The sequence below is a fragment of the Arsenicicoccus bolidensis DSM 15745 genome, from assembly GCF_000426385.1.
Classification (GTDB): Bacteria; Actinomycetota; Actinomycetes; order Actinomycetales; family Dermatophilaceae; genus Arsenicicoccus; species Arsenicicoccus bolidensis.
This window is the reverse complement of sequence record NZ_AUFG01000018.1, coordinates 20,705-44,481: the sequence shown is the minus strand read 5'-3', so window position 1 is coordinate 44,481 and position 23,777 is coordinate 20,705. Positions and strand designations below refer to the sequence as shown.

22 protein-coding genes are annotated in these 23,777 nt (G+C 71.5%); 9 read left to right on the top strand and 13 right to left on the bottom strand.

What is annotated here, in order from left to right; translation table 11 throughout:
* Positions 1-52 precede the first annotated feature (52 nt).
* The 3 genes from K313_RS0111205 (at position 53) to K313_RS0111195 (ending at position 3,171) form a co-directional block, all read left to right on the top strand.
* Positions 53-934 (top strand): NAD-dependent protein deacetylase, encoded by an 882-nt coding sequence (locus K313_RS0111205; RefSeq protein WP_084412750.1) that lies wholly within the window; start codon positions 53-55, stop codon positions 932-934.
* 33 nt (positions 935-967) lie between these two features.
* Positions 968-1,753, top strand: coding sequence for a class I SAM-dependent methyltransferase (locus K313_RS20895; protein WP_029211693.1), 786 nt, complete (start codon positions 968-970; stop codon positions 1,751-1,753).
* Positions 1,754-1,836: 83 nt separating this feature from the next.
* Positions 1,837-3,171, top strand: coding sequence for a patatin-like phospholipase family protein (locus K313_RS0111195; RefSeq protein WP_029211692.1), 1,335 nt, complete (start codon positions 1,837-1,839; stop codon positions 3,169-3,171).
* 132 nt (positions 3,172-3,303) lie between these two features.
* Here the strand turns inward: K313_RS0111195 and K313_RS0111190 are convergent, their stop codons facing one another.
* The 8 genes from K313_RS0111190 to K313_RS0111155 are packed head-to-tail and all read right to left on the bottom strand — an operon-like array spanning position 3,304 to position 13,464.
* Entirely contained in the window at positions 3,304-4,761 is a 1,458-nt protein-coding gene (locus K313_RS0111190; RefSeq protein ID WP_029211691.1) for an aldehyde dehydrogenase family protein, read from the bottom strand.
* 7 nt (positions 4,762-4,768) lie between these two features.
* A complete protein-coding gene (locus tag K313_RS0111185; RefSeq protein WP_029211690.1) occupies positions 4,769-5,959 on the bottom strand; it encodes a 4-hydroxybenzoate 3-monooxygenase in 1,191 nt (396 codons plus the stop codon).
* A 34-nt stretch (positions 5,960-5,993) separates the two neighbouring features.
* Complete coding sequence (locus tag K313_RS0111180; protein WP_029211689.1) at positions 5,994-7,136, bottom strand: acyl-CoA dehydrogenase family protein; 1,143 nt, start codon at positions 7,134-7,136, stop codon at positions 5,994-5,996.
* A 49-nt stretch (positions 7,137-7,185) separates the two neighbouring features.
* Complete coding sequence (locus K313_RS0111175) at positions 7,186-8,067, bottom strand: amidohydrolase family protein (RefSeq protein ID WP_019287082.1); 882 nt, start codon at positions 8,065-8,067, stop codon at positions 7,186-7,188.
* Entirely contained in the window at positions 8,060-9,583 is a 1,524-nt protein-coding gene (locus K313_RS0111170) for an acyl-CoA synthetase (protein WP_029211687.1), read from the bottom strand. The genes K313_RS0111175 and K313_RS0111170 overlap by 8 nt, the downstream gene beginning before the upstream one ends.
* A complete protein-coding gene (locus tag K313_RS0111165) occupies positions 9,576-10,622 on the bottom strand; it encodes a 3-hydroxyacyl-CoA dehydrogenase NAD-binding domain-containing protein (RefSeq protein ID WP_029211686.1) in 1,047 nt (348 codons plus the stop codon). The genes K313_RS0111170 and K313_RS0111165 overlap by 8 nt, the downstream gene beginning before the upstream one ends.
* A complete protein-coding gene (locus tag K313_RS0111160) occupies positions 10,619-12,658 on the bottom strand; it encodes an acetoacetate--CoA ligase (RefSeq protein WP_029211685.1) in 2,040 nt (679 codons plus the stop codon). Before K313_RS0111160 ends, K313_RS0111165 begins: the two co-directional genes overlap by 4 nt.
* Positions 12,655-13,464: a crotonase/enoyl-CoA hydratase family protein gene (locus K313_RS0111155; RefSeq protein ID WP_029211684.1), complete on the bottom strand. Its 810-nt coding sequence runs from the start codon at positions 13,462-13,464 to the stop codon at positions 12,655-12,657. Before K313_RS0111155 ends, K313_RS0111160 begins: the two co-directional genes overlap by 4 nt.
* 115 nt (positions 13,465-13,579) lie before the next feature.
* Here K313_RS0111155 and K313_RS0111150 point away from each other — a divergent pair, with 115 nt between their 5' ends.
* The 3 genes from K313_RS0111150 to K313_RS20890 all read left to right on the top strand — a co-directional run bounded on the left by K313_RS0111150 (position 13,580) and on the right by K313_RS20890 (position 15,640).
* Entirely contained in the window at positions 13,580-14,035 is a 456-nt protein-coding gene (locus tag K313_RS0111150; protein WP_205621854.1) for a MarR family winged helix-turn-helix transcriptional regulator, read from the top strand.
* Between the two features lie 135 nt (positions 14,036-14,170).
* Positions 14,171-14,539, top strand: coding sequence for a hypothetical protein (locus K313_RS24245; protein ID WP_051274110.1), 369 nt, complete (start codon positions 14,171-14,173; stop codon positions 14,537-14,539).
* A gap of 57 nt (positions 14,540-14,596) precedes the next feature.
* Complete coding sequence (locus K313_RS20890; protein ID WP_205621853.1) at positions 14,597-15,640, top strand: alpha/beta hydrolase; 1,044 nt, start codon at positions 14,597-14,599, stop codon at positions 15,638-15,640.
* A 51-nt stretch (positions 15,641-15,691) separates the two neighbouring features.
* On the opposite strand, the gene lexA is transcribed toward K313_RS20890, so the two are convergent.
* Positions 15,692-16,390, bottom strand: a complete 699-nt coding sequence (lexA, locus tag K313_RS0111140; RefSeq protein WP_029211682.1) for a transcriptional repressor LexA — start codon at positions 16,388-16,390, stop codon at positions 15,692-15,694.
* Between the two features lie 256 nt (positions 16,391-16,646).
* Between lexA and K313_RS0111135 the strand changes: the two genes are divergently transcribed.
* A complete protein-coding gene (locus tag K313_RS0111135) occupies positions 16,647-17,042 on the top strand; it encodes a LysM peptidoglycan-binding domain-containing protein (protein WP_029211681.1) in 396 nt (131 codons plus the stop codon).
* A 275-nt stretch (positions 17,043-17,317) separates the two neighbouring features.
* On the opposite strand, the gene K313_RS0111130 is transcribed toward K313_RS0111135, so the two are convergent.
* The 4 genes from K313_RS0111130 to K313_RS23520 all read right to left on the bottom strand — a co-directional run bounded on the left by K313_RS0111130 (position 17,318) and on the right by K313_RS23520 (position 19,847).
* A complete protein-coding gene (locus K313_RS0111130; protein ID WP_029211680.1) occupies positions 17,318-17,989 on the bottom strand; it encodes a TetR/AcrR family transcriptional regulator in 672 nt (223 codons plus the stop codon).
* Positions 17,990-18,095: 106 nt separating this feature from the next.
* A complete protein-coding gene (locus K313_RS0111125) occupies positions 18,096-18,485 on the bottom strand; it encodes a PKD domain-containing protein (protein ID WP_156911337.1) in 390 nt (129 codons plus the stop codon).
* A 495-nt stretch (positions 18,486-18,980) separates the two neighbouring features.
* Positions 18,981-19,619 (bottom strand): DUF6318 family protein, encoded by a 639-nt coding sequence (locus tag K313_RS24875; RefSeq protein ID WP_420804908.1) that lies wholly within the window; start codon positions 19,617-19,619, stop codon positions 18,981-18,983.
* Positions 19,620-19,688: 69 nt separating this feature from the next.
* On the bottom strand, positions 19,689-19,847 hold the full coding sequence (locus tag K313_RS23520; protein ID WP_156911335.1) for a hypothetical protein: 159 nt from the start codon (positions 19,845-19,847) through the stop codon (positions 19,689-19,691).
* Positions 19,848-20,166: 319 nt separating this feature from the next.
* Here K313_RS23520 and nrdR point away from each other — a divergent pair, with 319 nt between their 5' ends.
* Positions 20,167-20,670 carry a transcriptional regulator NrdR gene (gene nrdR, locus K313_RS0111115; protein WP_019287094.1) on the top strand — a complete coding sequence of 168 codons (504 nt, stop codon included), beginning with the start codon at positions 20,167-20,169 and terminating at the stop codon, positions 20,668-20,670.
* Between the two features lie 157 nt (positions 20,671-20,827).
* Positions 20,828-23,770, top strand: coding sequence for a vitamin B12-dependent ribonucleotide reductase (locus K313_RS0111110; protein ID WP_029211678.1), 2,943 nt, complete (start codon positions 20,828-20,830; stop codon positions 23,768-23,770).
* The last annotated feature ends 7 nt before the right edge of the window (positions 23,771-23,777 follow it).

Sequence of the window (23,777 nt, the reverse complement as noted above, 5' to 3'; positions counted from 1 at the left end):
CGCCTATGGCTCGTGCGGCGGGGCCGGACGTCATACTTGGTGGGTGCAGTCCATGATCCTCGACCAGCTCGCCCGGCTCGTCCACGACGGCGGGGTCGTCGCGCTCACGGGTGCCGGGATGAGCACCGAGTCGGGGATCCCGGACTATCGCGGGCCCGACGGTCGTCGGCGGGTCCAGCCGATGCAGTACTCCGAGCTGCTGAGCGGTCCCGAGGCGCGGCGCCGCTACTGGGCGCGGGCCTATGTCGGCTGGGAGCGGTTCACCGCCGCCAGCCCCAATGCCGGCCACCGGGCGCTGGCCGCGCTGCAGCGGGCCGGTCTGGTGGACGGCGTGATCACCCAGAACGTCGACGGGCTGCACCAGCAGGCGGGCACCCGGGACGTGATCGAGCTGCACGGCACCCTCACGGTCGTGCGCTGCCTGACCTGCGAGGACCGCACCTCCCGCGGGGAGGTGCAGCGCCGCCTCGCCGAGGCCAACCCCGACTTCCAGGTCCACAGCGACGAGGTGCGTCCGGACGGGGACATCGCCCTGCCCGACGACGTCGTCCAGCGGTTCCACCTGGCCCACTGCGTCGTGTGCGGGTCGGACGCGCTCAAGCCCGACGTCGTCTTCTTCGGCGAGTCCGTGCCGCGGGAGCGGGTCGAGGAGGCCTATCGCCGGGTCGAGGCCGCCTCGGCGCTGCTCGTGCTCGGGTCGAGCCTGCAGGTGATGAGCGGCTACCGGTTCGTGCGGCGGGCGGACGCGCTCGGGCTGCCCGTCGGCATCATCACCCGGGGTCGCACCCGTGGCGACGACCAGGCGACCTGGCAGCTGGACGCGCCGCTGGGGCCCTCGCTCACCGGGCTCGCCCGCCGTCTGGGGATCGAGGACGACCTCGGTCCGGTGGTCGACGGGGAGTATGCGACGGGCCTGCCGCTCGGGCTCGTTTGAGAATTATTATCAATATGGCCTAGGGTCGTCCGCATGTGGGCACGAGGCGACTACACGCAGGTGGGGGAGCGGCTGCTGCCGATGGGGGCGGCGCTGCTGGATGCGTGCGAACGTGCGGTCGGTGGGCTGACCGCCACGCGTCTCGTGGACGCCGCCTGCGGGGTGGGCAACGTCGCCCTGCAGGCGGCGGCCCGCGGTGCCACCGTCACCGGCGTCGACCTGACGCCCGAGCTGCTGGCGCTCGCCGCGGATCGCGCGGATCGCGCCGGCCACCAGATCGACTGGGTGGCAGGGGATCTCGCGGACCCGGAGACGGCCGACCGCGCCACGTCACGGGGGCCCGCCGACGTGGTCGCGTCGTGCGCCGGCCACGCCTTCGTGCCCGACACCGCGGCCTGCACGGCCGCCATCGCGCAGATGCTCCGCTCCGGCGGGCTGTTCGCCTACACCGCCTGGGAGCGGTGGCCGGACGACCCCTTCGGCCGCCCCCTGGCCCCCTACGTGTCGGTGTGCTCCCCGGACCGTATGCCGTTCGCCTGGGCGGACGAGCAGGTCGCCGAGTCTCGGCTGGCCCCCTTCTTCGACGACGTCCGGGTCGAGCACCGGCGCCACGACTGGGAGTTCGCGTCAGCGCGGGGTGCGGCGGACTGGGTCCTGCACGTGTCGCCGCTGCACGTGGCCGTCGTGGAGGGGCTGACGCCCGCCGAGCGGGCCGCCCTGCGGGGTCGCTTCGTCGACGCCTTCACCGAGCACCTCGACGGTGACGGCGCCGTGCGGTGGAGCACGCCATACGTCCTGGTGACCGCCCGCCGGCGGTGAGGGGAGCGGTAGCGTCCGCTCGACCGTGGCCGCGAGGGCGGCGCCTGGCACGGTCTGTCGGTGGTCTGTGATGGGGTGGGCCCGTGAACGAATCCTCCTCGTGGCGCACGCCCCTCGACCCGCCACCGCAGGCCGGTCGCGCCGCCTCCGACCAGCTCGACGCGGGCAAGCACCAGCGGCCGGGCATCGACCTCGGCAAGCCCGTCGAGGTGCCCTGGGCCGACCGTCACGGCACGGGCCTGTGCCTGTCGGGCGGCGGCTTCCGGGCTGCGATGTTCCACCTCGGGTCGACGCGGCGGCTGGACGAGCTGGGCATCCTCGGGCGCCTTCGCACCGTGTCCGGGGTGTCCGGGGGCTCGATCATCGCCAACCTGCTGTGCGACCCGCGGCTCGGGTGGCCGAGCGGGGCCGGCGGGGATGGCGGGGCCACGCGCATCGAGGGCTTCGAGGAGCTGGTGGCCGGACCGGCGCGCCGGCTGGCCTCGACCAACGTGCGCACGCCCGCGCTGCTGAGTCGGCTGCGGCCCGACCGGTGGCTGGTCCAGGACGGGGCCGTGCGCGCCATGGCCGACGGGTTCGCGCGCGAGATCGACTGGTGGGCAACGCCGCTGCGTGACCTGGGGGTCGTCGGCGCCTCGACGGTGACGGGGGCGACCGACGTGGCCTACGGCGTGGACTGGCGGTTCTACGACCCCACCGCGGTGCGCCCGGCGGGCTGGATGGGCGACTACCGCCTCGGCTTCGGCCCGCCTCCGCCCTGGCTGCGGGTGGCGGACGTGGTGGCGACGTCCTGCGCGTTCCCGCCCGTCTTCGGGCCGTGGCGCCTCGACGGTCGCGGGCTCGACCTGCGCGGCGGGGTGGCGGGGCGCGAGGCGGCCGAGACCCGCGACGCGATCCGCCGCAGCATCCCGCTGTCCGACGGCGGCGTCTACGACAACCTCGGGCTCGAGCCGGTGTGGAAGGACCACGCCGCCGTCCTCGTCTCGGACGGCGGCGGCGTCTTCCGCGCCCGCACGACCCGCACCCCGCTCGGCCAGATGCTGCGCACCATGTCCATCGCGTCGGACGGGGGCACCTCGGTGCGGCTGCGGTGGCTGCACTCCTCGATGAGCGCGGGCGAGCTCGCCGGCGCCACCTGGGCGCTGGACGAGGTCGTGGGCTATCCACCCGACGTGGTCGAGCTCGTCAACGCGATCCGCACCGACCTCGACGCGTTCACGCCGGGGGAGCAGATGGTGCTCGAGCGGCATGGCTACCTCGTGACCGACGCTCTGGTGCGCGAGCACTCGCCCGAGCTGATCGCCGTGGACGCAGCGCTGGACCCGCCCCACCCCGAGGTGGCCGACCCCGAGGTGGCTCGCCGACTGCTGCGCGACTCCGACCGCCGCACGGTGCTCGGCCGATGGCGCAGCGGCTGAGCGGCGGGCTGAGCGGCAGGCCGGGGCTCGCTGCTGCCGAGCAGGGCCCGCGCGGCGACCCGGTGTGCAGGGTGCGCGCTGGGAGCGCGGGGGTGGCGCGCGCCGCAGCCGGATCCACCACGTCCAGCGCGGTCAGAAGGGGTAGGTCGCGATCCGGCTCTGCAGGGTCACCCACTGCAGGTGGCAGAAGGTCTCGAGGTTGGCCCGGGCGCCGCCGAAGTGGCCGCCGCTGCCGGAGGCCTTGACCCCGCCGAAGGGGATCACCGCCTCGTCGTCGACGGTCTGGTCGTTGATGTGCAGCATGCCGGTCTCGATGCGGTCGGAGAGCTCGTATGCCGCCAGCGCGTCACCCGTGAGGACGCCCACCGACAGGCCGTACTCGCTGGCGTTGATCAGGTCGATCGCCTCGTGCACGGACTCGTAGGTCGTGATCGGGGCGACCGGGCCGAAGATCTCGTCGGTGAAAGCCGGGCTCTGCGCCGCCACCCCCGACAGGACGGTGGGGCGGTAGAAGAGCCCGTCGTAGGTGCCGCCGGCGTCCAGCCGCGCGCCGGCGTCGACGGCGCGCGTGACCACGTCGTGCACGCGGTCGCGCTGGCGCTCGTCGATGATCGGCCCCAGCGCGTTGGCCGGGTCGGTCGGGTCGCCGACGGTCAGCCGCTCGGCGCGGGTGGCGAGGGCCCGGGCGTAGTCCTCGGCCAGGGACGCGGGCACGAGGTGCCGCCCGGTCGTCATGCAGATCTGGCCCTGGTGCAGGAAGGACCCCCACGCGCCGGCCGAGGCGGCGGCCTCGACGTCGGCGTCGGGCAGCACCAGCAGGGCGTTGTTGCCGCCCAGCTCGAGGTGCACCTGCTTGAGCAGGCCGCCCGCGGTCGCGCCGATCCGGCGGCCCACGGCCGTGGAGCCGGTGAACGACAGGCACGGCACGTCCGGGTGCGCCACGAGGGCCTCCCCGAGGTCGCCACCGCCGGGCAGCACGTGCAGCACGCCCGCCGGGAGACCGGCGTCGGCGAAGAGCTGGGCGAGCGCCATACCGCCCGCGACCGTGGTGCGCGGGTCGGGCTTGAGGACCACGGCGTTGCCGAGGGCCAGGGCGGGCGCGACCGAGCGCATCGACAGGATCGCCGGGAAGTTGAACGGTGACACGACCCCGACGACGCCGTAGGGGACGTAGCGCGCGATCGACAGGCGGGGCTTGGCCGAGCGCAGCACCTCGCCGTAGGGCGCCGCGGCCGTCGCGGCGGCCTCCTGGAGCTCGGCGACGACGAGCCCGACCTCGAAGGCCGCCTTGCCCTGACCCGACCCCGCCTCGCGCACCAGCCACGGCGCGAGCCGGTCCGGCGCCGCCTCGAGGAGCTGAGCGGCCTTGTGCATCACGGCGGCTCGCGCGGGATAGGGCTGCGCCGCCCACTCGCGCTGGGCGTCCCGGGCCTGCTCGACGGCACGGTCGAGGTCCTCGGTGGTGGCGGTCCCGACCTGCCCGAGGGTCTCGCCGGTCGCCTTGTCGGTCACGTCGGCGGGTCGGCCGGAGCCGTCGACCCAGCCGCCGGACCAGACCTTGCCCTCCCAGGGCGTCGTCGCGCTCGTCATCGTCCTTTCATCCTCCGATGGGGTGGTTGGGCCAGCCGGTGTAGCACTCGGCGACGTAGGCGCGGCCCTGCTTGGTCGAGGTCACGGTCTCGAGCTCGCCCATCTGGCGGCGCACGTCGAAGGCGTCCGCACCGGGCGGCGTGTGCAGCATCTGGGTCATCCAGTAGGAGAAGTTCTGCGAGCGCCATACGCGCGCGAGGGCCCGCGGGCCGTAGGTCTCGAGCACCCCGACGTCCTGGGTGTGGAGGGCCTGCTCGAGCACCTCCGCCAGCACCTTGACGTCGGCCAGGGCGAGGTTGAGGCCCTTGGCGCCGGTGGGCGGCACGGTGTGCGCGGCGTCCCCGGCCAGCACGAGCCGGCCGTGGCTCATCGGCTCCTGCACGAAGGAGCGGAAGTTGAGGCGGGCCCGCTCGAAGATCGGGCCGGTCCTGAGCTCGAAGCCGTCCCCGGCGACGCGCGCCTGCAGCTCCGACCAGATCTGGTCCTCGCTCCAGGCGTGCACGTCCTCGTCGGGCTCGCACTGGAGGTACATGCGCTGGATGCTGTCGGTGCGCTGGCTGATCAGGGCGAAGCCGCGGCCGGACTGGGCATAGATGAGCTCGGGGGCGCTCATCGGCGCCTCGCACAGGATCCCGAACCACGCGAAGGGGTACTCCTTGCCGTAGACGCGTCGGCGGGTCTCGGGCACCAGCCGTCGGCACTCGCTGCGCGACCCGTCTGCCCCGACGACATAGGTCGCCCGCAGCTCGTGACGCTCACCGCTTGCGTCCGTGAAGCGCACCGTGGGACAGTCCGTCTCGACGCCGTCGACCTCCACCTCGGTGACCCCGAAGCGCACGTCCCCGCCGTCGCGCTCCCGAGCGTCCGCGAGGTCGATGAAGACGTCCGTCTGCGGATAGAGCCAGACCGAGGCGCCCACGAGCTCCTGGAAGTCGATGCGGTGCCCCTGGCCGTGCAGCCGCAGCTCGACCCCTTCGTGCTCGTAGCCGTCGCGCAGGATCCGGTCGGAGACCCCGTCGAGGAGCATCCGCGCGCTGTCCGCCTCGAGGATCCCCGCACGGTGGGTGGTCTCGATGTCCTGGCGGGTGCGGGTGTCGATCGCCACGGACTCGATCCCGCGCTGGGCGAGCAGGTGGGAGAGCATGAGCCCGGCGGGTCCTGCCCCGACGATCGCGACGGGCGTGGTGCTGACGGTCATGACGAGCCTCCTTGCTGGTCGTGGGTGCAGTCTGTCACCGGGCGCCGAGGAGCGCCCGCGAGACGACGATCCGCTGGATCTGGTTGGTCCCCTCGTAGATCTGGGTGATCTTGGCGTCGCGCATCATCCGCTCGACGGGGAAGTCCGCGGTGTAGCCCGCCCCGCCCAGCACCTGGACCGCGTCGACGGTGATGGCCATGGCCGCGTCCGAGGCGAAGCACTTGGCGGTGGCGCCCGCGACGCTCATGTCGGGGCCGGCGGCCTCGGCCTCCTCCGCGGCGGCGTAGGTCAGCAGGCGCGCGGCGCGCAGCCGCATCTCCATGTCGGCGAGCATGAAGGCCACGCCTTGGAACTCGCCGATCGGTCGACCGAACTGGCGGCGCTCGCGGGCGTAGCGGACGGCCACGTCGAGCGCGCCCTGGGCCACGCCGACGGCCTGCGCGGCGACGATCGCGCGGGTGCGGTCCAGCGTCCCGAGGGCCAGCCGCAGCCCCTGCCCCTCCTCGCCGACGATCCGGTCGGCGGGGATGCGGACGTCGCGCATCACGACCTCGCGGGTGGGGGAGCCCTTGAGCCCCATCTTGCGCTCCAGGCCACCGAGCTCGATGCCCTCGTCCGTGGCCTCCAGGACGAAGGCCGAGATGCCGCGCGCCCCCGCCTGCGGGTCGGTGACCGCGAAGACGACGTAGAGCCCCGCCTCGCCCGCGTTGGTGATCCAGCGCTTGGTGCCCTTGAGGACGTAGTGGTCGCCCTCGCGCCGGGCCCGCGTCGTCATCGCGGCGACGTCGCTGCCGGCCTCGGGCTCGGACAGCGCGAACGCCCCGAGGCACTCGCCCGCGGCGATCCGCGTCAGGTAGCGCTGCTTGACCTCCTCGGACCCGCCGAGCAGCAGCGGCCAGGTGAACAGCTCGTTGCCCCCGATGACCTGCTGGGTCGTGGTGCACGCCCGGGCGATCTCCTCGGCCACGACCGCGGACCCGAGCAGGCTCGCACCCTGACCGCCATACTGCTCGGGAATCCCGATGGCGTGCAGCCCTGCTCGCGTGAGCGCCTCGACCGACTCGCGGGGGAAGCGCCCCTCGGCGTCCACCGCTGCGGCGTGCGGCGCGACCTGCTCGGTCGCGATCTCGCGGGCCAGGGCCCGCAGCTCCTCGTGGTCCTCGTCCAACCGGAACATCGTTGTCCTCCAGGGGGATCGGCGGTATGACGGAAGCGGGGTCGCCGGGTCAGCGCAGACCGAGCAGCCGGGCGGCGTTGTCCTTGAGGATCCCTGGCATGACCTCCGGCTTGAGGCCGAGCTGCTCGGCGTCGGCGATCCACCGCTCGGGCGAGATCAGGGGGTAGTCGCTGCCGAACAGCACCTTGCGGCGCAGCATGCCGCCGGCCGCCTTGACCAGCTCGGGCGGGAAGTAGCGCGGCGACCAGCCCGACAGGTCGATGTGGACGTTGGCCTTGTGGGTGGCCATCGAGATCGCCTCGGCCTGCCAGGGCACGGACGGGTGCGCCAGGATCACCTGCAGCGCAGGGAAGTCCGCGGCGACGTCGTCGAGCAGGATCGGGTTGGAGTAGCGCAGCTTGATGCCGCGGCCGCCGGGCAGCCCGGCGCCGATGCCGTTCTGCCCGGTGTGGAACAGCGCGGGCACGCCGAGCTCCTCGATGGCCTCCCACAAGGGGTAGAACGCCTCGTGGTCGGGGGAGAAGCCCTGCAGCGACGGGTGGAACTTGAAGCCCCGCGCCCCGTGCTCGCGGACCAGCCGTCGCGCGAGGTCCACGGCGGCCGCGCCCTGGAGCGGGTCGACCGAGCCGAAGGGGATGAGCACGTCGGGGTGATGCGCGGCGCGGTCGCAGAGCTCCACGCTCGAGATCCCCGGGTGGCCGAGGTTGGTCGTGGCGTCGACGGTGAACACCACGGCGGCCATGGCGTGCTCGCGATAGCGGTCGGCGAGGAACTCGACCGTGGGGGTGCGGTTGTCCGACGAGCGGAAGTACGCCGCCGAGGCGTCCATCAGCTCCTGGTCGAGCGACAGGCAACCGTGCCCGTCGGACTCGACGTGGACGTGCACGTCGATCGCGGTGATCGTGTCGAGGTCGATGCTGAGCTCAGTCATGGTGGCCCCACTGCTCCTTCACGCGGTTCTTGACGAGCTTGCCGGAGGCGTTGTGCGGCAGCTCCTCGATGATGACGACCGACTTGGGGATCTTGTAGCGCGCGAGCCGGCCGTCCAGGTGCGCGAGCAGCTCTGCCTCCGAGGCGGACTGGCCGGCGCGGAGGCTGACGACCGCTCGACCGACCTCGCCCCAGTGCGCGTCGGGCACCCCGATGACGGCGACCTCCGCGACGGCGGGGTGGGTGTAGATCGCCTGTTCCACCTCGGCGGGATAGATGTTCTCCCCGCCCGAGATGATCATGTCCTTGAGCCGGTCGACGATGCGCAGGTAGCCGTCGTCGTCCATCGTCCCGAGGTCGCCGGTGCGCAGCCAGCCCTCGTCGACGAAGGTCTCGGCGGTGGCGTCGTCGCGCTGCCAGTAGCCCGGGGTGACGTTGGGTCCCTGCACGAGGACCTCGCCGGGGGTGCCGGTCTCGGCGTCCTCGAGGGTCGGCGTCACGACCCGCACGTCGCTGAAGAAGCACGGCGTGCCGGCGGAACCGATGCGGGTGACGCCCTCGTGGGCGCGCAGCATCGTCGCGCCGGGGGAGGACTCGGTCAGCCCGTAGCCCTGGATGATCATGAGCCCGCGGTCGAGGTAGGCCTGCAGCAGCGACTCGGGCAGGGGCGCCCCGCCGGACTGGACGATGCGCAGGCTGGACAGGTCGCGGGTCTCCCACTGCGGGTGGCGCAGGAGCGACAGCAGCATGGTCGTGACGCCGAAGATCCAGGTGATGCCCTCGGTCTCGATCAGCTCGAGCGCCCGGTCGGCGTCCCACGAGGACTCGATGTAGCTCGTGCCGCCCTTGAGGAAGCAGGGGAACATCAGCTGGTTGAGCGCCGCGGTGTGGAACAGCGGCGCGCTGAGCAGGCACCGCTCGTGGGAGGTGAGGTCGAGGTCGACGATCAGGTTGTAGACGTTCCAGGAGATGTTGGCGTGCGTCATCATCACGCCCTTGGGGCGCCCGCTCGTGCCCGACGTGTACTGGATCATGAACAGGTCGTCCAGCGACACCGGCTCGTCCAGCACCTCGTCCGAGCCGCTCTCGAGGACCTCGGCGAACGACGGGTGACCCTCGGCGCCGGCCACGCTCACGGTCAGGACGCCCAGGGAGGCGACGTCCTCGGAGCCGACGACCTGCTCGAAACCCTCGTCCCACACCAGGACTCGCGGGGCCGAGTCCTGCAGGACGAAGGCCGTCTCGGGTGGGGCCAGCCGCGTGTTGAGCGGCACGGTGACCGCGCCGAGCTTGGCCGTGGCCAGCATGGTCAGGACCAGCTCGACGGAGTTCAGCCCGAGATAGGCGACCCGGTCGCCGCGCTCGACGCCCAGGGCGCGCAGCCCGTGGGCGAGGCGGTTGGAGCGGTCCTGGACCTGGCCGTATGTCGTCCGCACGCCCCGATGGACGAAGGCGACCTGGTCGGGCGACATCCGGGCACGACGACGCGCCCAGGAGCCCATGCCGGCGTCACGCATGCGAACCTCCTTGTCCTGCAGCTGATCCGGGACCTGGCCCGGCAGCTGATCCAGCAGCTGGTCCGGCAGCCGGGTGGGTGTCGGCGGGCGCGTCGATGCCCGACGCGGCCTTGAGGGCGAGCAGCGCCTGCAGCGCCTCGTCGCGGCGGCGGGTCACCTCGTCGAGGTCCTGGCCGGCCATCGCGTCGTCGGTCTGGGCGGCGATGGTGCGGCACAGCTCGGGGGTGAGCTCGGGCTGCCCCAGGTCGGCCCACCAGTCCAGCATCGGTGGCCCGAGGTGCTCGAGCACGTGGCCGATCCCGCCCGGCCCGCCCGACAGGTGCTGGGTGGCGAAGGGGCCGTAGAGCGCCCACCGCAGCCCGGGCCCGGAGGCGATGGCCGTGTCCACGTCCGCGACGGTGACGACGCCTCGGGCGACGAGGTCGTAGGCCTCGCGCCACAGCGCCGCCTGGAGTCGGTTGGTGACGTGGCCGGGCAGCTCGGCGTTGATGCGGATCGGGTGCTTGCCGAGGTGGGCGAAGGTCGCCATGGCCGCGTCGACCGCAGCCGCGTCCGTCCTTGAGCCACCGACGATCTCGATCAGCGGCACCAGGTGCGGCGGGTTGAACGGGTGGGCCACGAGCAAGCGCTCGGGGTGGTGCGTGCACGCGTCCTGGAAGGAGCTGGGGGTCAGCCCGGACGAGCTGCTGGTGAGGAGCACGTCGGGCCGGGCCGCGGCGTCGGCCGCGGCGAAGATCTCGCGTTTGACGTCGAGCCGCTCGGGCCCGGCCTCGATGACCAGGTCGGCGTCGCGGACGGCCTCGGCCACGTCCCGCACGAGCGTGAGATCGCCTGTCCTGCCGGCGGTCTCGCGTGGCGGGAGCTGCTCGCGCTGGCGGTCGACGGTGCTGCGCAGACGCTCCTCGGCGTCCGGCGCGGGGTCGGCGACGACGACATCCAGGCCGCGGGCGGTGGCCAGGGTGGCCCAGGCCGCGCCGATGGCGCCGGCGCCGACGACGGCGACGCGCGTGATGGCGTCGGGAGCGACATACGGGCTCATCGGTCCTCCTCCGGGTCGGTGGCGCGGCGCGAGCCGGCCAGCGCCACGACGGGATCCAGCGAGGTCGGCACCGCGAGGGCGTCGCGGCTGGCGACCTGCTCCAGGGGCTGCCCCTGCAGGATCCGCTTGACGGGGAGCTCGAGCTTCTTGCCGGTGAGATTGCGCGGTATGACGGGAAGCTGGAGGACCTCGTCGGGGACATGCCTGGGGGACAAGGCAGTTCGCAACACCCGGGCGATGGTGCTGCGCAGCGCGTCGTCGAGGTCGACCCCGTCCTCGAGGCTCACGAGCAGCAGCAGGTGCCCGTTGCCGCCCTCGGGGTCCTCGAGGTGCACGACCAGGGAGTCGGCGACGCCGGGGAGCGCCTCGACGACCCGATAGAACTCGGCGGTGCCGAGGCGCACGCCGCCACGGTTGAGGGTGGCGTCCGAGCGGCCGGCCACGTGGCAGGAACCGTTGTCGGCGAACACGATCCAGTCGCCGTGCCGCCACACGCCCGGGTAGTGGCCGAAGTAGGTCGAGCGCAGGCGCTCGCCGTCGTCGTCGCCCCAGAACCCGACCGGCATGGACGGCATGGGGGAGGTGACGACCAGCTCGCCGAGCTCGCCGACGAGCTCCTCGCCGGTCTCGGACCAGGCGTGGACGTCGGCGCCGAGGCAGCGCGCGGAGATCTCGCCGGCCCACACGGGCACGAGCGGGGAGTTCTGCACGAGGCCGGAGCACACGTCGGTGCCGCCGGAGCCCACGTTGAGCTGCACGTCGGGGCCGAGCTGCTCGGCGACCCAGGCGTAGCCCTCGGGCGGCAGCGGCGCGCCGGCGGAGCCGATCACGCGCAGCGACAGGCGGTCTCGGCGGTCACGCAGGTCGACGCCCTCCTTGCGGCAGGCCATCAGGTAGCCGGGGCTGGCGCCCATGACCGTGGCGCCGGTCTCCTCCGCGAGCCGCCACTGCCACTCCAGGTCGGGCCACAGCGGGTTGCCGTCGATCATGACGATCCCGGCGCGCACGAGCAGCGAGCTGATGAGGGCGTTCCACATCATCCAGGCCGTCGTGGAGAACCACAGCATCCGGTCGCCGGGGCGCATGTCCCAGGAGAACGCGTGGTTCTTGAGGTGCTCCAGCAGGATGCCGCCGTGCCCGTGCACGATGGCCTTGGGCTGCCCGGTGGTGCCCGAGGAGAAGAGCACGACGAGCGGGTGGTCGAAGGCGACGGCCTCCGTCGGCACCTGCGCCAGTCCGTCGACGCGCTCGGGCTCCGGTGCGGCGTGGAGCAGCTCGCGCCAGGACAGGGCGCCCTCGACGCGCCACGGGCCGTACTCCAGGTCGACGACGTGCTGCACCGTCGGCAGGGCGGCGCGGATCTCGGCGGCCTCGGCGGACCGGTCGACGTCCTTGCTGCCGTAGCGGTAGCCGCCGACGACGAGCAGGACGGTGGGGTCGACCTGGGCGAACCGGTCGATGACCGCCCGGGGCCCGAACTCGGTGGCGCAGCTCGCCCAGATGGCGCCGAGGCTCGCCGTCGCGAGGAAGGCGACGAGCGACTCGGGGACGTTGGGCACGTAGCCGACGACCCGGTCCCCGCGGCGGACGCCCAGGCGCTGCAGGGCGTCCCGCGCTGCTGCGACCTGCTCCCGCAGCTCGCCGAAGGTCAGGTCGACGTCCTCGCGCGTCTGCGAACGCCCCATGACCGCAACCGTGCTCGCGTCCTCGGGTCGGCCGAGCGCGTGGTCGACATAGCTGAGCGTCGCACCGGGGAACCACTCGGCGCCGGGCATCTCGCGTCGTCCGAGGACCGCGCGGTGCGGCATACGGCCCTGGACCTCGAAGTAGTCCCACACCGATCCCCAGAAGCCGTCGAGGTCGGTGACCGACCAGCGCCACAGCTCGTCGTGCGTGGTGAAGCGGTGGCCGCGCTCGCGGGCCAGCCAGGTGAGGTACTGCCCGACCTGGCTGGTCTCGAGGACGTCGACCGGTGGCGTCCAGACGATGTCGCCCTGCTGGACGGGGGTGCCGGGGTCCCAGGTGCGCCAGGTCATCGCGCGTCCTCGGTGACCTTGGCGGCGCGGCCCTCGAGGAAGTCGCGCATGCGGCCCTTGGCGTCGTCGGTGCCCTGCGCGATCGCGGCCATGAGCGACTCCATCAGGTAGCCCTCGCGCGGGTTGGCCTCCGCGATCCGCGGAAGTGCCTGCACCACGGCGAAGTTCGTCTGCGGCGCGTTGTCCGCGATGCGCGCGGCGAGACCCAGCGCGTGGTCCAGCCCGACGCCGTCGTCGACGAGGTACTGCGCGAAGCCCACCGCGTGGCCCTCGACCGCGTCGTAGCGGCGCCCGGTCAGCATCATGTCGACCATGCGGTGCGCGCCGACCAGGCGGGGGACCCGCACGGAGCCGCCGCCGCCCACGAAGAGCCCGCGCTGCCCCTCGGGGAGGGCGTAGAAGGTGGAGCGCTCTGCGACGCGTACGTGGGTGGCCGAGGCGAGCTCGAGTCCGCCGCCGACGACCGCGCCCTTGAGCACGGACACGACGGGGACGAGGGAGCCCTCGATGGTGTCGAAGGCGCGGTGCCACATGCGCGAGTGGGCGACACCCGCCAGCGTGTCACGCTCGGCCATCTCGGCGAGGTCCAGGCCCGCGCAGAAGTGATCGCCCTCGGCGTCCAGCACGATCGCGCGGACCTCGGGGGCCAGGTTGGTGAAGATGCGCTCCAGGCCGAGGATCGTGCGGTCGGACAGGGCGTTCCGCTTGGCGGGGCGGCTCAGGGTGATGATGCCGACGGCACCCTCCCGACGCAGCGACAGGGTCTCTGGGACCTCGCAACCGTCGTGCACGACACCGGAACTCATGGGCTCTCCCCGTTCGTCGCTGAATAGCAGGTTTCCTGATACTGACATGACGGCCAGGCGGCGCGCAAGGGTGCCGCGGTGAATTCTGCGCTCCGTGATGAGGTTGAATGGCGGGGTGACTCACCGTGATCGCTCGCCGGCCCCGTCGCTGCTGTACGTCGTCAAGCAGCTCGAGCTCGTCACGCGCGCTCACCTAGACGCGATCGTCCGCGAGTCCGGTGTCACGGCACTGCAGTACAGCGCGCTGACGGTGCTCGAGCGGCGGGAGGGCATGACCTCCGCCGACCTCGCCCGCCACTCCTTCGTGCGGGCCCAGTCGGCCGCCGACCTGGTGGGAGGGCTCGAGCGTCGTGGTCTCATCAGGCGCGACCCGGACCCGACCAACCGGCGCCGCCGCCTGATCAGCCTCACCGAGGACGGCCGCGCCCTGCTACGGCGCCAGGCCGAGCCCGTGGCTGAGCTCGAGGCGCACATGGTCAAGGACCTCGACCCGGACCAGCGCGAGAGCTTCACCGAGGCGCTGCAGATGTGCCGCGCCGCCATGAGCGACCGTCCCCTCGACGGCGACTGACCCGCGGCGCTCATCGTCCCGCGGCGCCCATCGTCCCGCGGGGCGGAAGTGGGGTTTCGCCGGCGCGCTGACGCCTGTATACAGGATTCCTGTCATGCGACGCCGACGTCGCGGACCCACCCCCCAGGAGTCGACATGTCCTCGCGCACCCTCCGCCCCTCCCGAGCCACGACCGTCGCGGCTGCCCTGGCTGCCGTCGGCGCCCTGGCCGTCCCCGTGGCACCCGCGATCGCCGCCGGGTCGCCCCGCAGCACCGAGCCCCGCAGCGCCGAGCCGCGCGCCACCGAGCCGCGCGCCACCGAGCCGCGCGTCACCGAGCCGCGTCACGAGCAGGGCACCCTGCCCGACGGTTCCACCTGGGACATCGCGGTCCCGGCCGGCTGGAACGGCGACGTCATCCTGTTCAGCCACGGGTTCCGCACCGGCGCGGTCAACCCCACCGTGGACGCCGGGTTCGCCCCCACCTCGGCGGCCCTGCAGGCACGCGGGTATGCCGTGGCGTAGTCGTCATACGCCCGGACCGGATGGGCGCTCGGCAGCGCCGTCGACGACCAGCTGGGCGTGCTCGCCGAGTTCAAGGCGCGCATCGGCGAGCCGCGTCGCACGCTGGCCTTCGGCCGGTCCATGGGAGGGCTGGTGAGCAGCCTGCTGGCGGAGCGTCGCGACGCTGACATCGACGCGGCGATCAGCACCTGCGGACTGCTCGGTGGCGGGCTCAACCTCAACAACTACCAGCTCGACGGGCAGCAGGCCGTCGCCTCCCTGCTGCTGCCCGGCGAGGACGTGCGGCTCACGAAGTTCGCGTCCGTGGAGGAGGCGGCGGCCAGCGCCCAGCGGCTGGTCGACGCCGTCAAGGCGGCTCAGGCCACCCCGCAGGGACGCGCCCGGATCGCGCTCGCCGCATCCCTGATGAACATGCCGACGTGGGCGACGGGTGCGACCCCGCCCAAGGCGCGTGACGCCGTGGCGATCGAGCAGGCGCAGTACACCTACCTGATCGGGTCGCTGACGATGATGATGACCCGGCGCGTCGACATCCAGGAGGTCTCGGGCGGGGACAGCGGGTGGAACAAGGGGGTCGACTACGCCCGGCTCCTGCGCCGCAGCGACCAGGCGGGCAACGTGGCCCGGCTCCATCGCTCGGCGGGCCTCGACCTCAAGCAGGACCTGCGGCAGATCACCAGCGACGCCGACGTGACGGCCGATCCCGCGGCGGTGACCTGGCTGAAGCGCACGTCGGCCCCGACCGGCCGGCTGCGCGTGCCGGTGCTGACGATGCACACGGTGGCGGACCCCGCTGCGCCGGTGGAGTACACGAGCGAGTACGCGACGAAGGTGAAGCGAGCCGGCTCCGGCGCGCTGCTGCGCCAGGCCTACGTGCAGCGCACGGGGCACTGCACGTTCACGCCTGCCGAGAACGTCGCCGCGGTGCAGGCGATGCAGGAACGCCTCGACACCGGTCGATGGACCGGCGCCGTGAGGCCTCGGTCGCTGCAGCGGGTCGCCGAGGCGGCGAACCTGGCCGGCGCAGCCTTCGTGAGCTATCGACCGGGCGCGTTCGTCAACGACCGGGCCGACCGCGACCCCTACGGCCCGCGTCGCTGACGCCGGTGGTCTGACCCTCGACACCCTCGGCGAGGTCCGACGGTTGCGCGCTCAGACGGAGCGCAGCACCGCCGTGACCTTGCCGAGGATCGTCGCCTGCTTGCCGTCGATCGGCTCGAAGGCGGGGTTGTGCGGGAGCAGCCACGGGTGACCGAGCTTGCGCTTGAAGGTCTTGACCGTGGCCTCGCCGTCGATCATCGCGGCGACGATGTCGCCGTTGTCGGCGTCGGGCTGCTGGCGCACGACGACCCAGTCGCCGTCGCAGATGGCGGCATCGACCATGGAGTCCCCGACCACCTTGAGCAGGAACAGCTGGCCCTCGCCCACGACCTGGCGGGGGAGCGGGAAGACGTCCTCGACGACCTCCTCCGCCGTGATCGGGACACCGGCGGCGATCCGACCGAGGACGGGCACGTATGACGCCTGGGGCCGCTGGTCGCGCGTGCCCGTCACGTCGGTGCTGTCGTCGGCGTCGGTGTGGAACGCCTCGGGAGCCCAGTCCGGGGAGACGACCTCGATGGCTCGGGGGCGGTTGGGGTCGCGGCGCAGCATGCCCTTGCGCTCGAGGGTCTGCAGCTGGTGCGAGACGCTGCTGACGCTGGCGAGACCCACGGCGTCGCCGATCTCGCGGATGCTCGGCGGGTAGCCCCGGCGCTCGACCGTGTCGCGGATGAACTCCAGGATCTTGCGCTGGCGGACGGTGAGGCGCTGCCCGCCGTCGCGCTCCGGCAGGTTGGTGACCTTGGCCATCGTGCTCGCTCCCTCGATGCCGGCAGGGCCCCTGACCTGCAGTGATGTGCGGTGGAGACACTCGGGGCGGGGGGTGTGTCAGTGGTGCCTGGTTGAGTATCTCCCGTGGCCACCAAGGCTACCGGGGTCGAAGGCGTGTTTCAAACACTCGTTCGACGCGAGTCTTCACATCAGCCCCGGGGATGCTGTACTTTCGTACAAGCGTTCTATCGAACGGATGAGCGAGCCACCCCGGCTCGTCGAGAAGGAGGACCCAATGAGTGCAGCTGTTGCGTGGGACGACACCATCGCCCCGGCACGTGTGCCCGGCCGTCCCCGACTGCACCTGGTGCCGACCGGCGATGCCGTCCCGGCCCGTGCACCCCGTCGCCTGCGCTTCACGCGGCGCGGGCGGCTCGCGATGACCCTCACCGTGGCGGTGCTCGTCGCCGTCGCGGCGTTCTCCGCCTGGTCGTCGCTGGCCACCGCGGCGCCCGCCGGCACGGCCGCGCACGTCGTGACCGTCGAGGGCGGCCAGAGCCTGTCCGAGATCGCGGCCCGTGAGATGCCCGGCGTCCGCACGGACGACGCCGTCCTGCGCCTCGTCAAGGCCAACCACCTGCAGAACGACCAGATCATGACCGGCCAGACCCTGGTCGTGCCGGCGTCCTGATCGGGCCGATCTCCCTTCCTTTCCGCCGGGAGCAAATCCGTCCGCTGGGACGTTGACGCTCACGAACGGCCCCGACCGATGTTGCGCCAGAGGGCATCCGGGCACGTCGCACGTGCTCGCTGCAAGACCCTCGGCGCCCATCGCCGTCCGGCGGACGCGGTCGCCTGTCGCAGCAGGCGGGCGGGGCCCATGACCTGCGTCGTGGCGGTCACCATCAGGGGGTGGTGACGCCACGGCGCACCTCTTTGCCTCGTGCCTCGCGCCTCGCGCCTCGGTCAGTCGGTGGTGATGGCGTCCGGCGAGGCGGTCGGCGCGGACCCGTACGTCTGGTGGAGTGCGGCCACGTAGGTGGCGAAGGCGCCGGCCATGTCCAGTGATCCGCCCAACAGGAGCCACTGCGTCTGCAGCCCGTCCATCATGGCCAGGGCGGAGCTTGCGACCTGCTCGGTGGGGGTCTCGGGTGCGACGGTGCCCGTGCGGATGCCTTCGGCCAGGTCGTCCACGATGGCTTGACGGGCCTCGGCGTAGTGCCGCTGAGTCCAGGCGTGGGCCGGGTGGTCGGGGTCCATCGCCTCGCTGGTCACGGTGACGAAGAGCCGGACCAGCTGTGGCCTGGTGCTGTTGAGCAGGGTGAGCCTGCACAGGCGCTCCAGCACCTGCCACCCGGTGGGCGCTGTCGGCTCGAGGGCATCGAGGTCCTCGCGGTCGCGCTGGTCCCGCAGTGCCAGCACCTCGGCGAGCAGGGCTTCCTTGTGGGGGAAGTGGTGCGTCAGCGCGGTGGGGGAGAGGTCGGCGTCCTTGGCGATCTGCGCCAGCGCTGTGGCGCGGAACCCGTGGTTGGCAAAGAGCTCGAGGCTTGCCGCGATGATGCGCGCGCGGGTCGCGGCGCCGTCACCACCTCGGGGGCGTCCCGGGCCACGGCGGACCCGGTCCGTGTCCGTGCTCATAGGCCGACCTTACCCGCGTGTCTGGGCATGGTCACAGACCCCGCGATGTCCGGCTGCGTCCGTGCGACGAGCGTGCTGCCGCCCACGGGCTCCGAAGATCGATCCGTCACCCCTGGTCGATCAGCTCGTTGCGGCTGGTGCGGACATCGATGGGCTCCTCCGGGCCGGGGATCTGCACGGTGTCGGCGATGGGGATCCACGCGCCGCCGTCCACGCTGTACTCCCCGGAGTAGGTCGCCGTGACGTTGATCGCGAACCTGCCGGCCTTGGGGTAGGGGTAGGTCACGTCGCCGCTGGGGTAGGGCCCACCGGTGCTGGACGTCGGCCCCACCGCGCCGCCGTCCCCGAAGTCGTAGAGGTAGCTCTGGCCGACGGGGCGGATGCGCACGGCGTGGCCGAGCAGGTCGACCGTGCTGATCTCCCCGGGCTCGAAACCGGCTGGATCCCAGGCGATCTGGACATAGGTGGGCAGCGTCACGAGGGTCCGGCCACCCACGGGTTGCACCTCTGCCATGGGCTTTGCGAACGGTGTGGTGTGGAAGGCCTGCACGATCATGGCCTCCGTCAGCACCGGCTGCGGTGGGGCGACCTGCGCCGGTGCCCCCGGCGCGGGTGGGGCCTGCCCCGGCGCGGCTGGAGCCGCCGGGTCCGGCACGAACCCCGGTACAGCGGTCTCCCACACCCCCGGCCCGTCCCGAGACACCAGCGGCCGCCGAGTCACGTAGAGGAACGTCGTTTCAGAGGCGGTAGGCGACGTTCGACCACCATTCGTGACCGCTCCAACGGTCCGACTCTCCTGGGGCTGATTCCGGGGGCGCGAGGCCGGTGCCTGTTGAGGCGATGAGGTGCCCGGTTTCGACGGTCGCACAGTTCTCCGGCTTCGTGTACCGCGAATAGTCAAACCGCCTTGCGAGGACGCTCCTAGGAAGACGCTGTCGTCATTCGGGCCAGCGGCTGGCATGTCCGTCCATTGCGCCATAGCGATCACGTGTCATCCCCACATCGAGTCCACGCGCCACCCGTTAGGAGACTCACGAAGCAACACTTGGCGGCTCATAGGTGCTTGCCGCTGAGGGGAGACAACCTGGCCGTTAGCACCCAAAATCGCCGTGGCCGATTGCTCGCCCGTGATCCTGACGATCGCCAGATTCTGATCCGTGTCACCTTCGTATTGGGCGGACCTCACCACCACGGGAGCTCCCTTAAACCGTTGGTTCTGGGTGGCTAGGTTCAGAGAGACCTTCTCTAGAGCGTTGCATGCCTGACAATTCGGTGAGCTGAGCTGCGGGATGAGGCCCGGACGAGGTTGCATCCAAGCGACGTTGACCTGATCGATGAAGTAGCGCGTGAACGCCTCCGCGCCCTCTGGAGTGTGTGCGCGGGCGGCTGCGGGGATGGCAGGGGCCGCGGCGCTGGTGACCGCCGGTGATGCCGCCGTGGCGGAGGTGGTGGACGTCGTCGCTGCGGAGCTCGACGTGGGGGCGGCGGCGCTGGTGCCCGGCGTGGCCGGTGGCAGCTCGTGGGTGGCGGTGGCTGAGCCCTGGCTCGTGCCCGCGGCGCCCGAGCAGCCGGCCAGGGCGCCCGCGGCGATCAGCCCGGCGGCGGTGAGGAGACGTCCGTGTCCACGCATGGCGTCGAGCCTAGACGTGCGGCCACGCCTCCTGCTTCCGTCATACAGGGGTCTGTGGATAACTCAGGATCAGCGGCGGTCGCGGGTCATCACGGACACTGCGTAGACCATGAACCCGGCCGCCACGAACATCAGCAGGCCGCGCACCAGACCTCCGCTGCGGATCATGAGGGCGACCGCGAAGCAGAGCAGGCCGACGACGAGCGGGGTGAGGGCGCGGCGATCCATGGGTCGAGCCTAGACCGTGCGACGACCACCACATGTTGGGGTCGGGCCGTCGATCGTCTGGCCCTTCGTCACCATCACGCAGAGTGCTGAGCCCGACACGATGAGTGCAACACGCCGTGTGACCTGGGACAACACGTCAGGTGGGTGACTTGTTTGATCACGGGGCCATCACGGGCATAAGATCACTACATCTAGTGGTTACATCGGTGTAAGTCATCCACATGTAGTCCCCAGGGTGAGACCGGTTACCCACAGGTTGTCAACAAGCCATCCACAGCCGCCTCCACAGGCGGTCGCCGATCAGGGGAGGAGCCTAGCCGTGCACTGCCCGTTCTGCCGCAACACCGACAGCCGCGTCATCGACAGCCGCACGACCGACGACGGCTCCGCCATCCGTCGTCGCCGCCAGTGCCCGGCCTGTCAGCGCCGCTTCACCACGGTGGAGTCCGCGAGCCTGACCGTCATCAAGCGGTCGGGCGCCAGCGAGCCGTTCAGCCGCTCCAAGATCCAGGACGGCGTGAGCAAGGCCTGCCAGGGGCGTCCGGTCAGCGAGGACGACCTCGCCAGGCTGGCCCAGCGGGTGGAGGAGACGATCCGCTCGCAGGGCCACGCCGAGATCGACGCCCACGAGGTCGGTCTCGCCATCCTCGGCCCGCTCCGCGAGCTCGACGAGGTCGCCTACCTGCGGTTCGCGAGCGTCTACCAGGCGTTCGACTCGCTCGACGACTTCGAGGCGGCCATCACCCTGCTCCGGGCGGAGCACCCGCCCACGGGCGAGGAGCCCGCCGCGGTGGGTCCTCCGGGCCCCTCTCGCACGACCTAGCAGGTCACCGGGGGTCTGTCAGTGGTCGCCCACAGACTGCTCGTATGACGACCGGACCCCGCACCACGACATCTCCACCGCCCCGCCGCGCCACCTGACGGGGACCCACAGGCACGACATACCGCCAGCAATCCAAGGGAACGGAAGGCACAGCACCATGACCGAGACCGTCGGCGCTCGCTCCGCAGCACGCAAGTCGGCCAAGAAGGGCCTCACCATCGAGCGCATCTTCACCACGCCCGGCGTGCACCCCTACGACGATGTGAACTGGGAGAAGCGCGACGTCGTCCAGACGAACTGGAAGACCGGCGAGACGATCTTCGAGCAGCGTGGGGTGGAGTTCCCCGACTTCTGGTCGGTCAACGCCTCCACCATCGTCACGACCAAGTACTTCCGCGGTGCCGTGGGCACGGACAAGCGCGAGCAGGGCCTCAAGCAGCTCATCGACCGCGTCGTCCTGACCTACGCCAAGGCCGGCAAGGACAACGGCTACTTCGCCACGCCCGAGGACGCCGAGATCTTCGAGCACGAGCTGACCTACGCCCTGGTCCACCAGGTGTTCAGCTTCAACTCCCCGGTGTGGTTCAACGTCGGCACGGCCAGCCCGCAGCAGGTCAGCGCCTGCTTCATCCTGTCCGTCGACGACTCGATGGACTCCATCCTGAACTGGTACAAGGAGGAGGGGTTCATCTTCAAGGGCGGCTCCGGCGCCGGCCTCAACCTCTCCCGCATCCGCTCCTCCAAGGAGCTGCTGTCCTCCGGCGGCACCGCCTCCGGCCCCGTCTCCTTCATGCGCGGCGCCGACGCGTCCGCCGGCACCATCAAGTCCGGCGGCGCCACCCGCCGCGCGGCCAAGATGGTCGTCCTCGACATCGACCACCCCGACATCGAGGAGTTCGTCGAGACCAAGGCGCGCGAGGAGGACAAGATCCGCGCCCTGCGCGACGCCGGCTTCGACATGGACCTCGGCGGCCGCGACATCGTCTCCGTGCAGTACCAGAACGCCAACAACTCGGTCCGCGTCTCGGACGAGTTCATGAAGGCCGTCGAGGAGGGCACCGACTTCGGTCTGCGCGCCCGCATGACCGGCGAGATCATCGAGCGCGTCGACGCCCGCAACCTGATGAAGAAGGTCGCCAAGGCGGCCTGGGAGTGCGCCGACCCGGGCATCCAGTACGACGACACGATCAACGCCTGGCACACCAACCCCGAGACCGGTCGCATCACTGCGTCCAACCCCTGCTCGGAGTACATGTCGCTGGACAACTCCTCCTGCAACCTGGCCTCGCTCAACCTGCTGAAGTTCCTGCGCGACGACGACACCTTCGACGCCGCCACCTTCCAGAAGGTCGCCGAGCTCGTCATCACCGCGATGGACATCTCCATCTGCTTCGCGGACTTCCCGACCGAGTCCATCGGCGAGACCACCCGCGACTACCGCCAGCTCGGCATCGGCTACGCCAACCTCGGCGCCCTGCTGATGGCGACCGGTCACGGCTACGACTCCGACGGTGGCCGCGCGCTCGCCGCCACGATCACCTCGCTGCTCACCGGTGCGTCCTACAAGCGCTCCGCCGAGCTCGCCGCGGTCGTGGGGCCGTATGCCGGCTACGCCCGCAACGCCGAGGCGCACAAGCGCGTCATGGCCCAGCACCGCGACGCCAACGCCCAGGTCAAGACCCTCGACGAGATGGACTCCTCCATCCACGCCCTCGCCACCCAGGCGTGGGACCAGGTCCTGGACCTCGGTGACAAGAACGGCTTCCGCAACGCGCAGGCCTCGGTCCTCGCCCCCACCGGCACCATCGGCTTCATGATGGACTGCGACACCACCGGCATCGAGCCCGACTTCTCGCTGGTCAAGTTCAAGAAGCTCGTCGGTGGCGGCTCCATGCAGATCGTCAACCTGACGATCCCGCGTGCCCTCAAGAAGCTCGGCTACCAGGACGAGTCGATCGAGGCCATCGTCGAGTACATCGCCGAGCACGGCCACGTCGTCGACGCCCCCGGGCTCAAGACCGAGCACTACGAGATCTTCGACTGCGCCATGGGCGCCCGCGCCATCTCCCCGATGGGCCACGTGCGCATGATGGCGGCCTGCCAGCCGTTCCTGTCCGGCGCCATCTCCAAGACGGTCAACCTCCCCGAGTCGGCCACGGTCGAAGAGATCGAGGACGTCTACCTCCAGGGCTGGAAGCTCGGCCTCAAGGCCCTCGCCGTCTACCGCGACAACTGCAAGGTCGGCCAGCCGCTGTCCGTGCAGGAGACCAAGAAGAAGGTCGAGGAGCGCGTCGAGGAGAAGGTCGCCGAGCTGGTCGAGTCCGGCGACGCCAAGGTCGTCGAGAAGGTCATCTACCGCCCCACCCGCCGTCGCCTGCCCAAGCGTCGCGCCTCGCAGACCACGTCCTTCACGGTCGGCGGCGCCGAGGGCTACCTGACGGCCGGCGCCTACCCCGACGGTGGTCTCGGTGAGCTCTTCCTGAAGTTCGGCAAGCAGGGCTCGACCCTGGCCGGCGTGATGGACGCGTTCTCCATCGCCATCTCGGTGGGCCTGCAGTACGGCGTCCCGCTCGAGACCTATGTCGACAAGTTCACCAACCAGCGCTTCGAGCCGGCCGGCCTCACGGACGACCCGGACGTGCGGATGTCGCAGTCGATCATGGACTACGTCTTCCGTCGCCTGGCCCTGGACTACCTGGACTTCGACACCCGCTCGATGATGGGCATCTACTCCGCGGAGGAGCGTGCTCGCCAGCTCGAGACCGGGTCCTACGAGCCCGTCACCGACGAGGACGAGGAGGAGTACGACGAGGAGATCCAGCAGGACGTCGCCACCTCCAAGACCCCGCAGGAGAAGGCCCGCGAGGCCGGCGAGCGCTTCGGCTCCTCGTCGCCCCGCCCGGCCGAGGTGAAGTCCGGCGCCGGTGCGGCCGACGCCCGCGAGGTGTCCCGCGAGATCCACTCCTCCGCCGAGCTGATGGAGAAGCTCCAGGGCATGGCCTCCGACGCGCCGATCTGCATGACCTGCGGCACCAAGATGCGTCCCGCCGGCTCCTGCTACGTGTGCGAGGGCTGCGGCAGCACCTCCGGCTGCAGCTGATCACCCC

Coding starts and splice junctions, on each gene's coding strand:
- K313_RS0111205 (WP_084412750.1), top strand. CDS start 53: ATGATCCTCGACCAGCTCGCCCGGCTCGTCCACGACGGCGGGGTCGTC.
- K313_RS20895 (WP_029211693.1), top strand. CDS start 968: ATGTGGGCACGAGGCGACTACACGCAGGTGGGGGAGCGGCTGCTGCCG.
- K313_RS0111190 (WP_029211691.1), bottom strand. CDS start 4,761: ATGACGAGCGCGACGACGCCCTGGGAGGGCAAGGTCTGGTCCGGCGGC.
- K313_RS0111185 (WP_029211690.1), bottom strand. CDS start 5,959: ATGACCGTCAGCACCACGCCCGTCGCGATCGTCGGGGCAGGACCCGCC.
- K313_RS0111180 (WP_029211689.1), bottom strand. CDS start 7,136: ATGTTCCGGTTGGACGAGGACCACGAGGAGCTGCGGGCCCTGGCCCGC.
- K313_RS0111175 (WP_019287082.1), bottom strand. CDS start 8,067: ATGACTGAGCTCAGCATCGACCTCGACACGATCACCGCGATCGACGTG.
- K313_RS0111170 (WP_029211687.1), bottom strand. CDS start 9,583: ATGCGTGACGCCGGCATGGGCTCCTGGGCGCGTCGTCGTGCCCGGATG.
- K313_RS0111165 (WP_029211686.1), bottom strand. CDS start 10,622: ATGAGCCCGTATGTCGCTCCCGACGCCATCACGCGCGTCGCCGTCGTC.
- K313_RS0111160 (WP_029211685.1), bottom strand. CDS start 12,658: ATGACCTGGCGCACCTGGGACCCCGGCACCCCCGTCCAGCAGGGCGAC.
- K313_RS0111155 (WP_029211684.1), bottom strand. CDS start 13,464: ATGAGTTCCGGTGTCGTGCACGACGGTTGCGAGGTCCCAGAGACCCTG.
- K313_RS24245 (WP_051274110.1), top strand. CDS start 14,171: ATGTCCTCGCGCACCCTCCGCCCCTCCCGAGCCACGACCGTCGCGGCT.
- lexA (WP_029211682.1), bottom strand. CDS start 16,390: ATGGCCAAGGTCACCAACCTGCCGGAGCGCGACGGCGGGCAGCGCCTC.
- K313_RS0111135 (WP_029211681.1), top strand. CDS start 16,647: ATGAGTGCAGCTGTTGCGTGGGACGACACCATCGCCCCGGCACGTGTG.
- K313_RS0111130 (WP_029211680.1), bottom strand. CDS start 17,989: ATGAGCACGGACACGGACCGGGTCCGCCGTGGCCCGGGACGCCCCCGA.
- K313_RS24875 (WP_420804908.1), bottom strand. CDS start 19,619: ATGCGTGGACACGGACGTCTCCTCACCGCCGCCGGGCTGATCGCCGCG.
- K313_RS23520 (WP_156911335.1), bottom strand. CDS start 19,847: ATGGATCGCCGCGCCCTCACCCCGCTCGTCGTCGGCCTGCTCTGCTTC.
- K313_RS0111110 (WP_029211678.1), top strand. CDS start 20,828: ATGACCGAGACCGTCGGCGCTCGCTCCGCAGCACGCAAGTCGGCCAAG.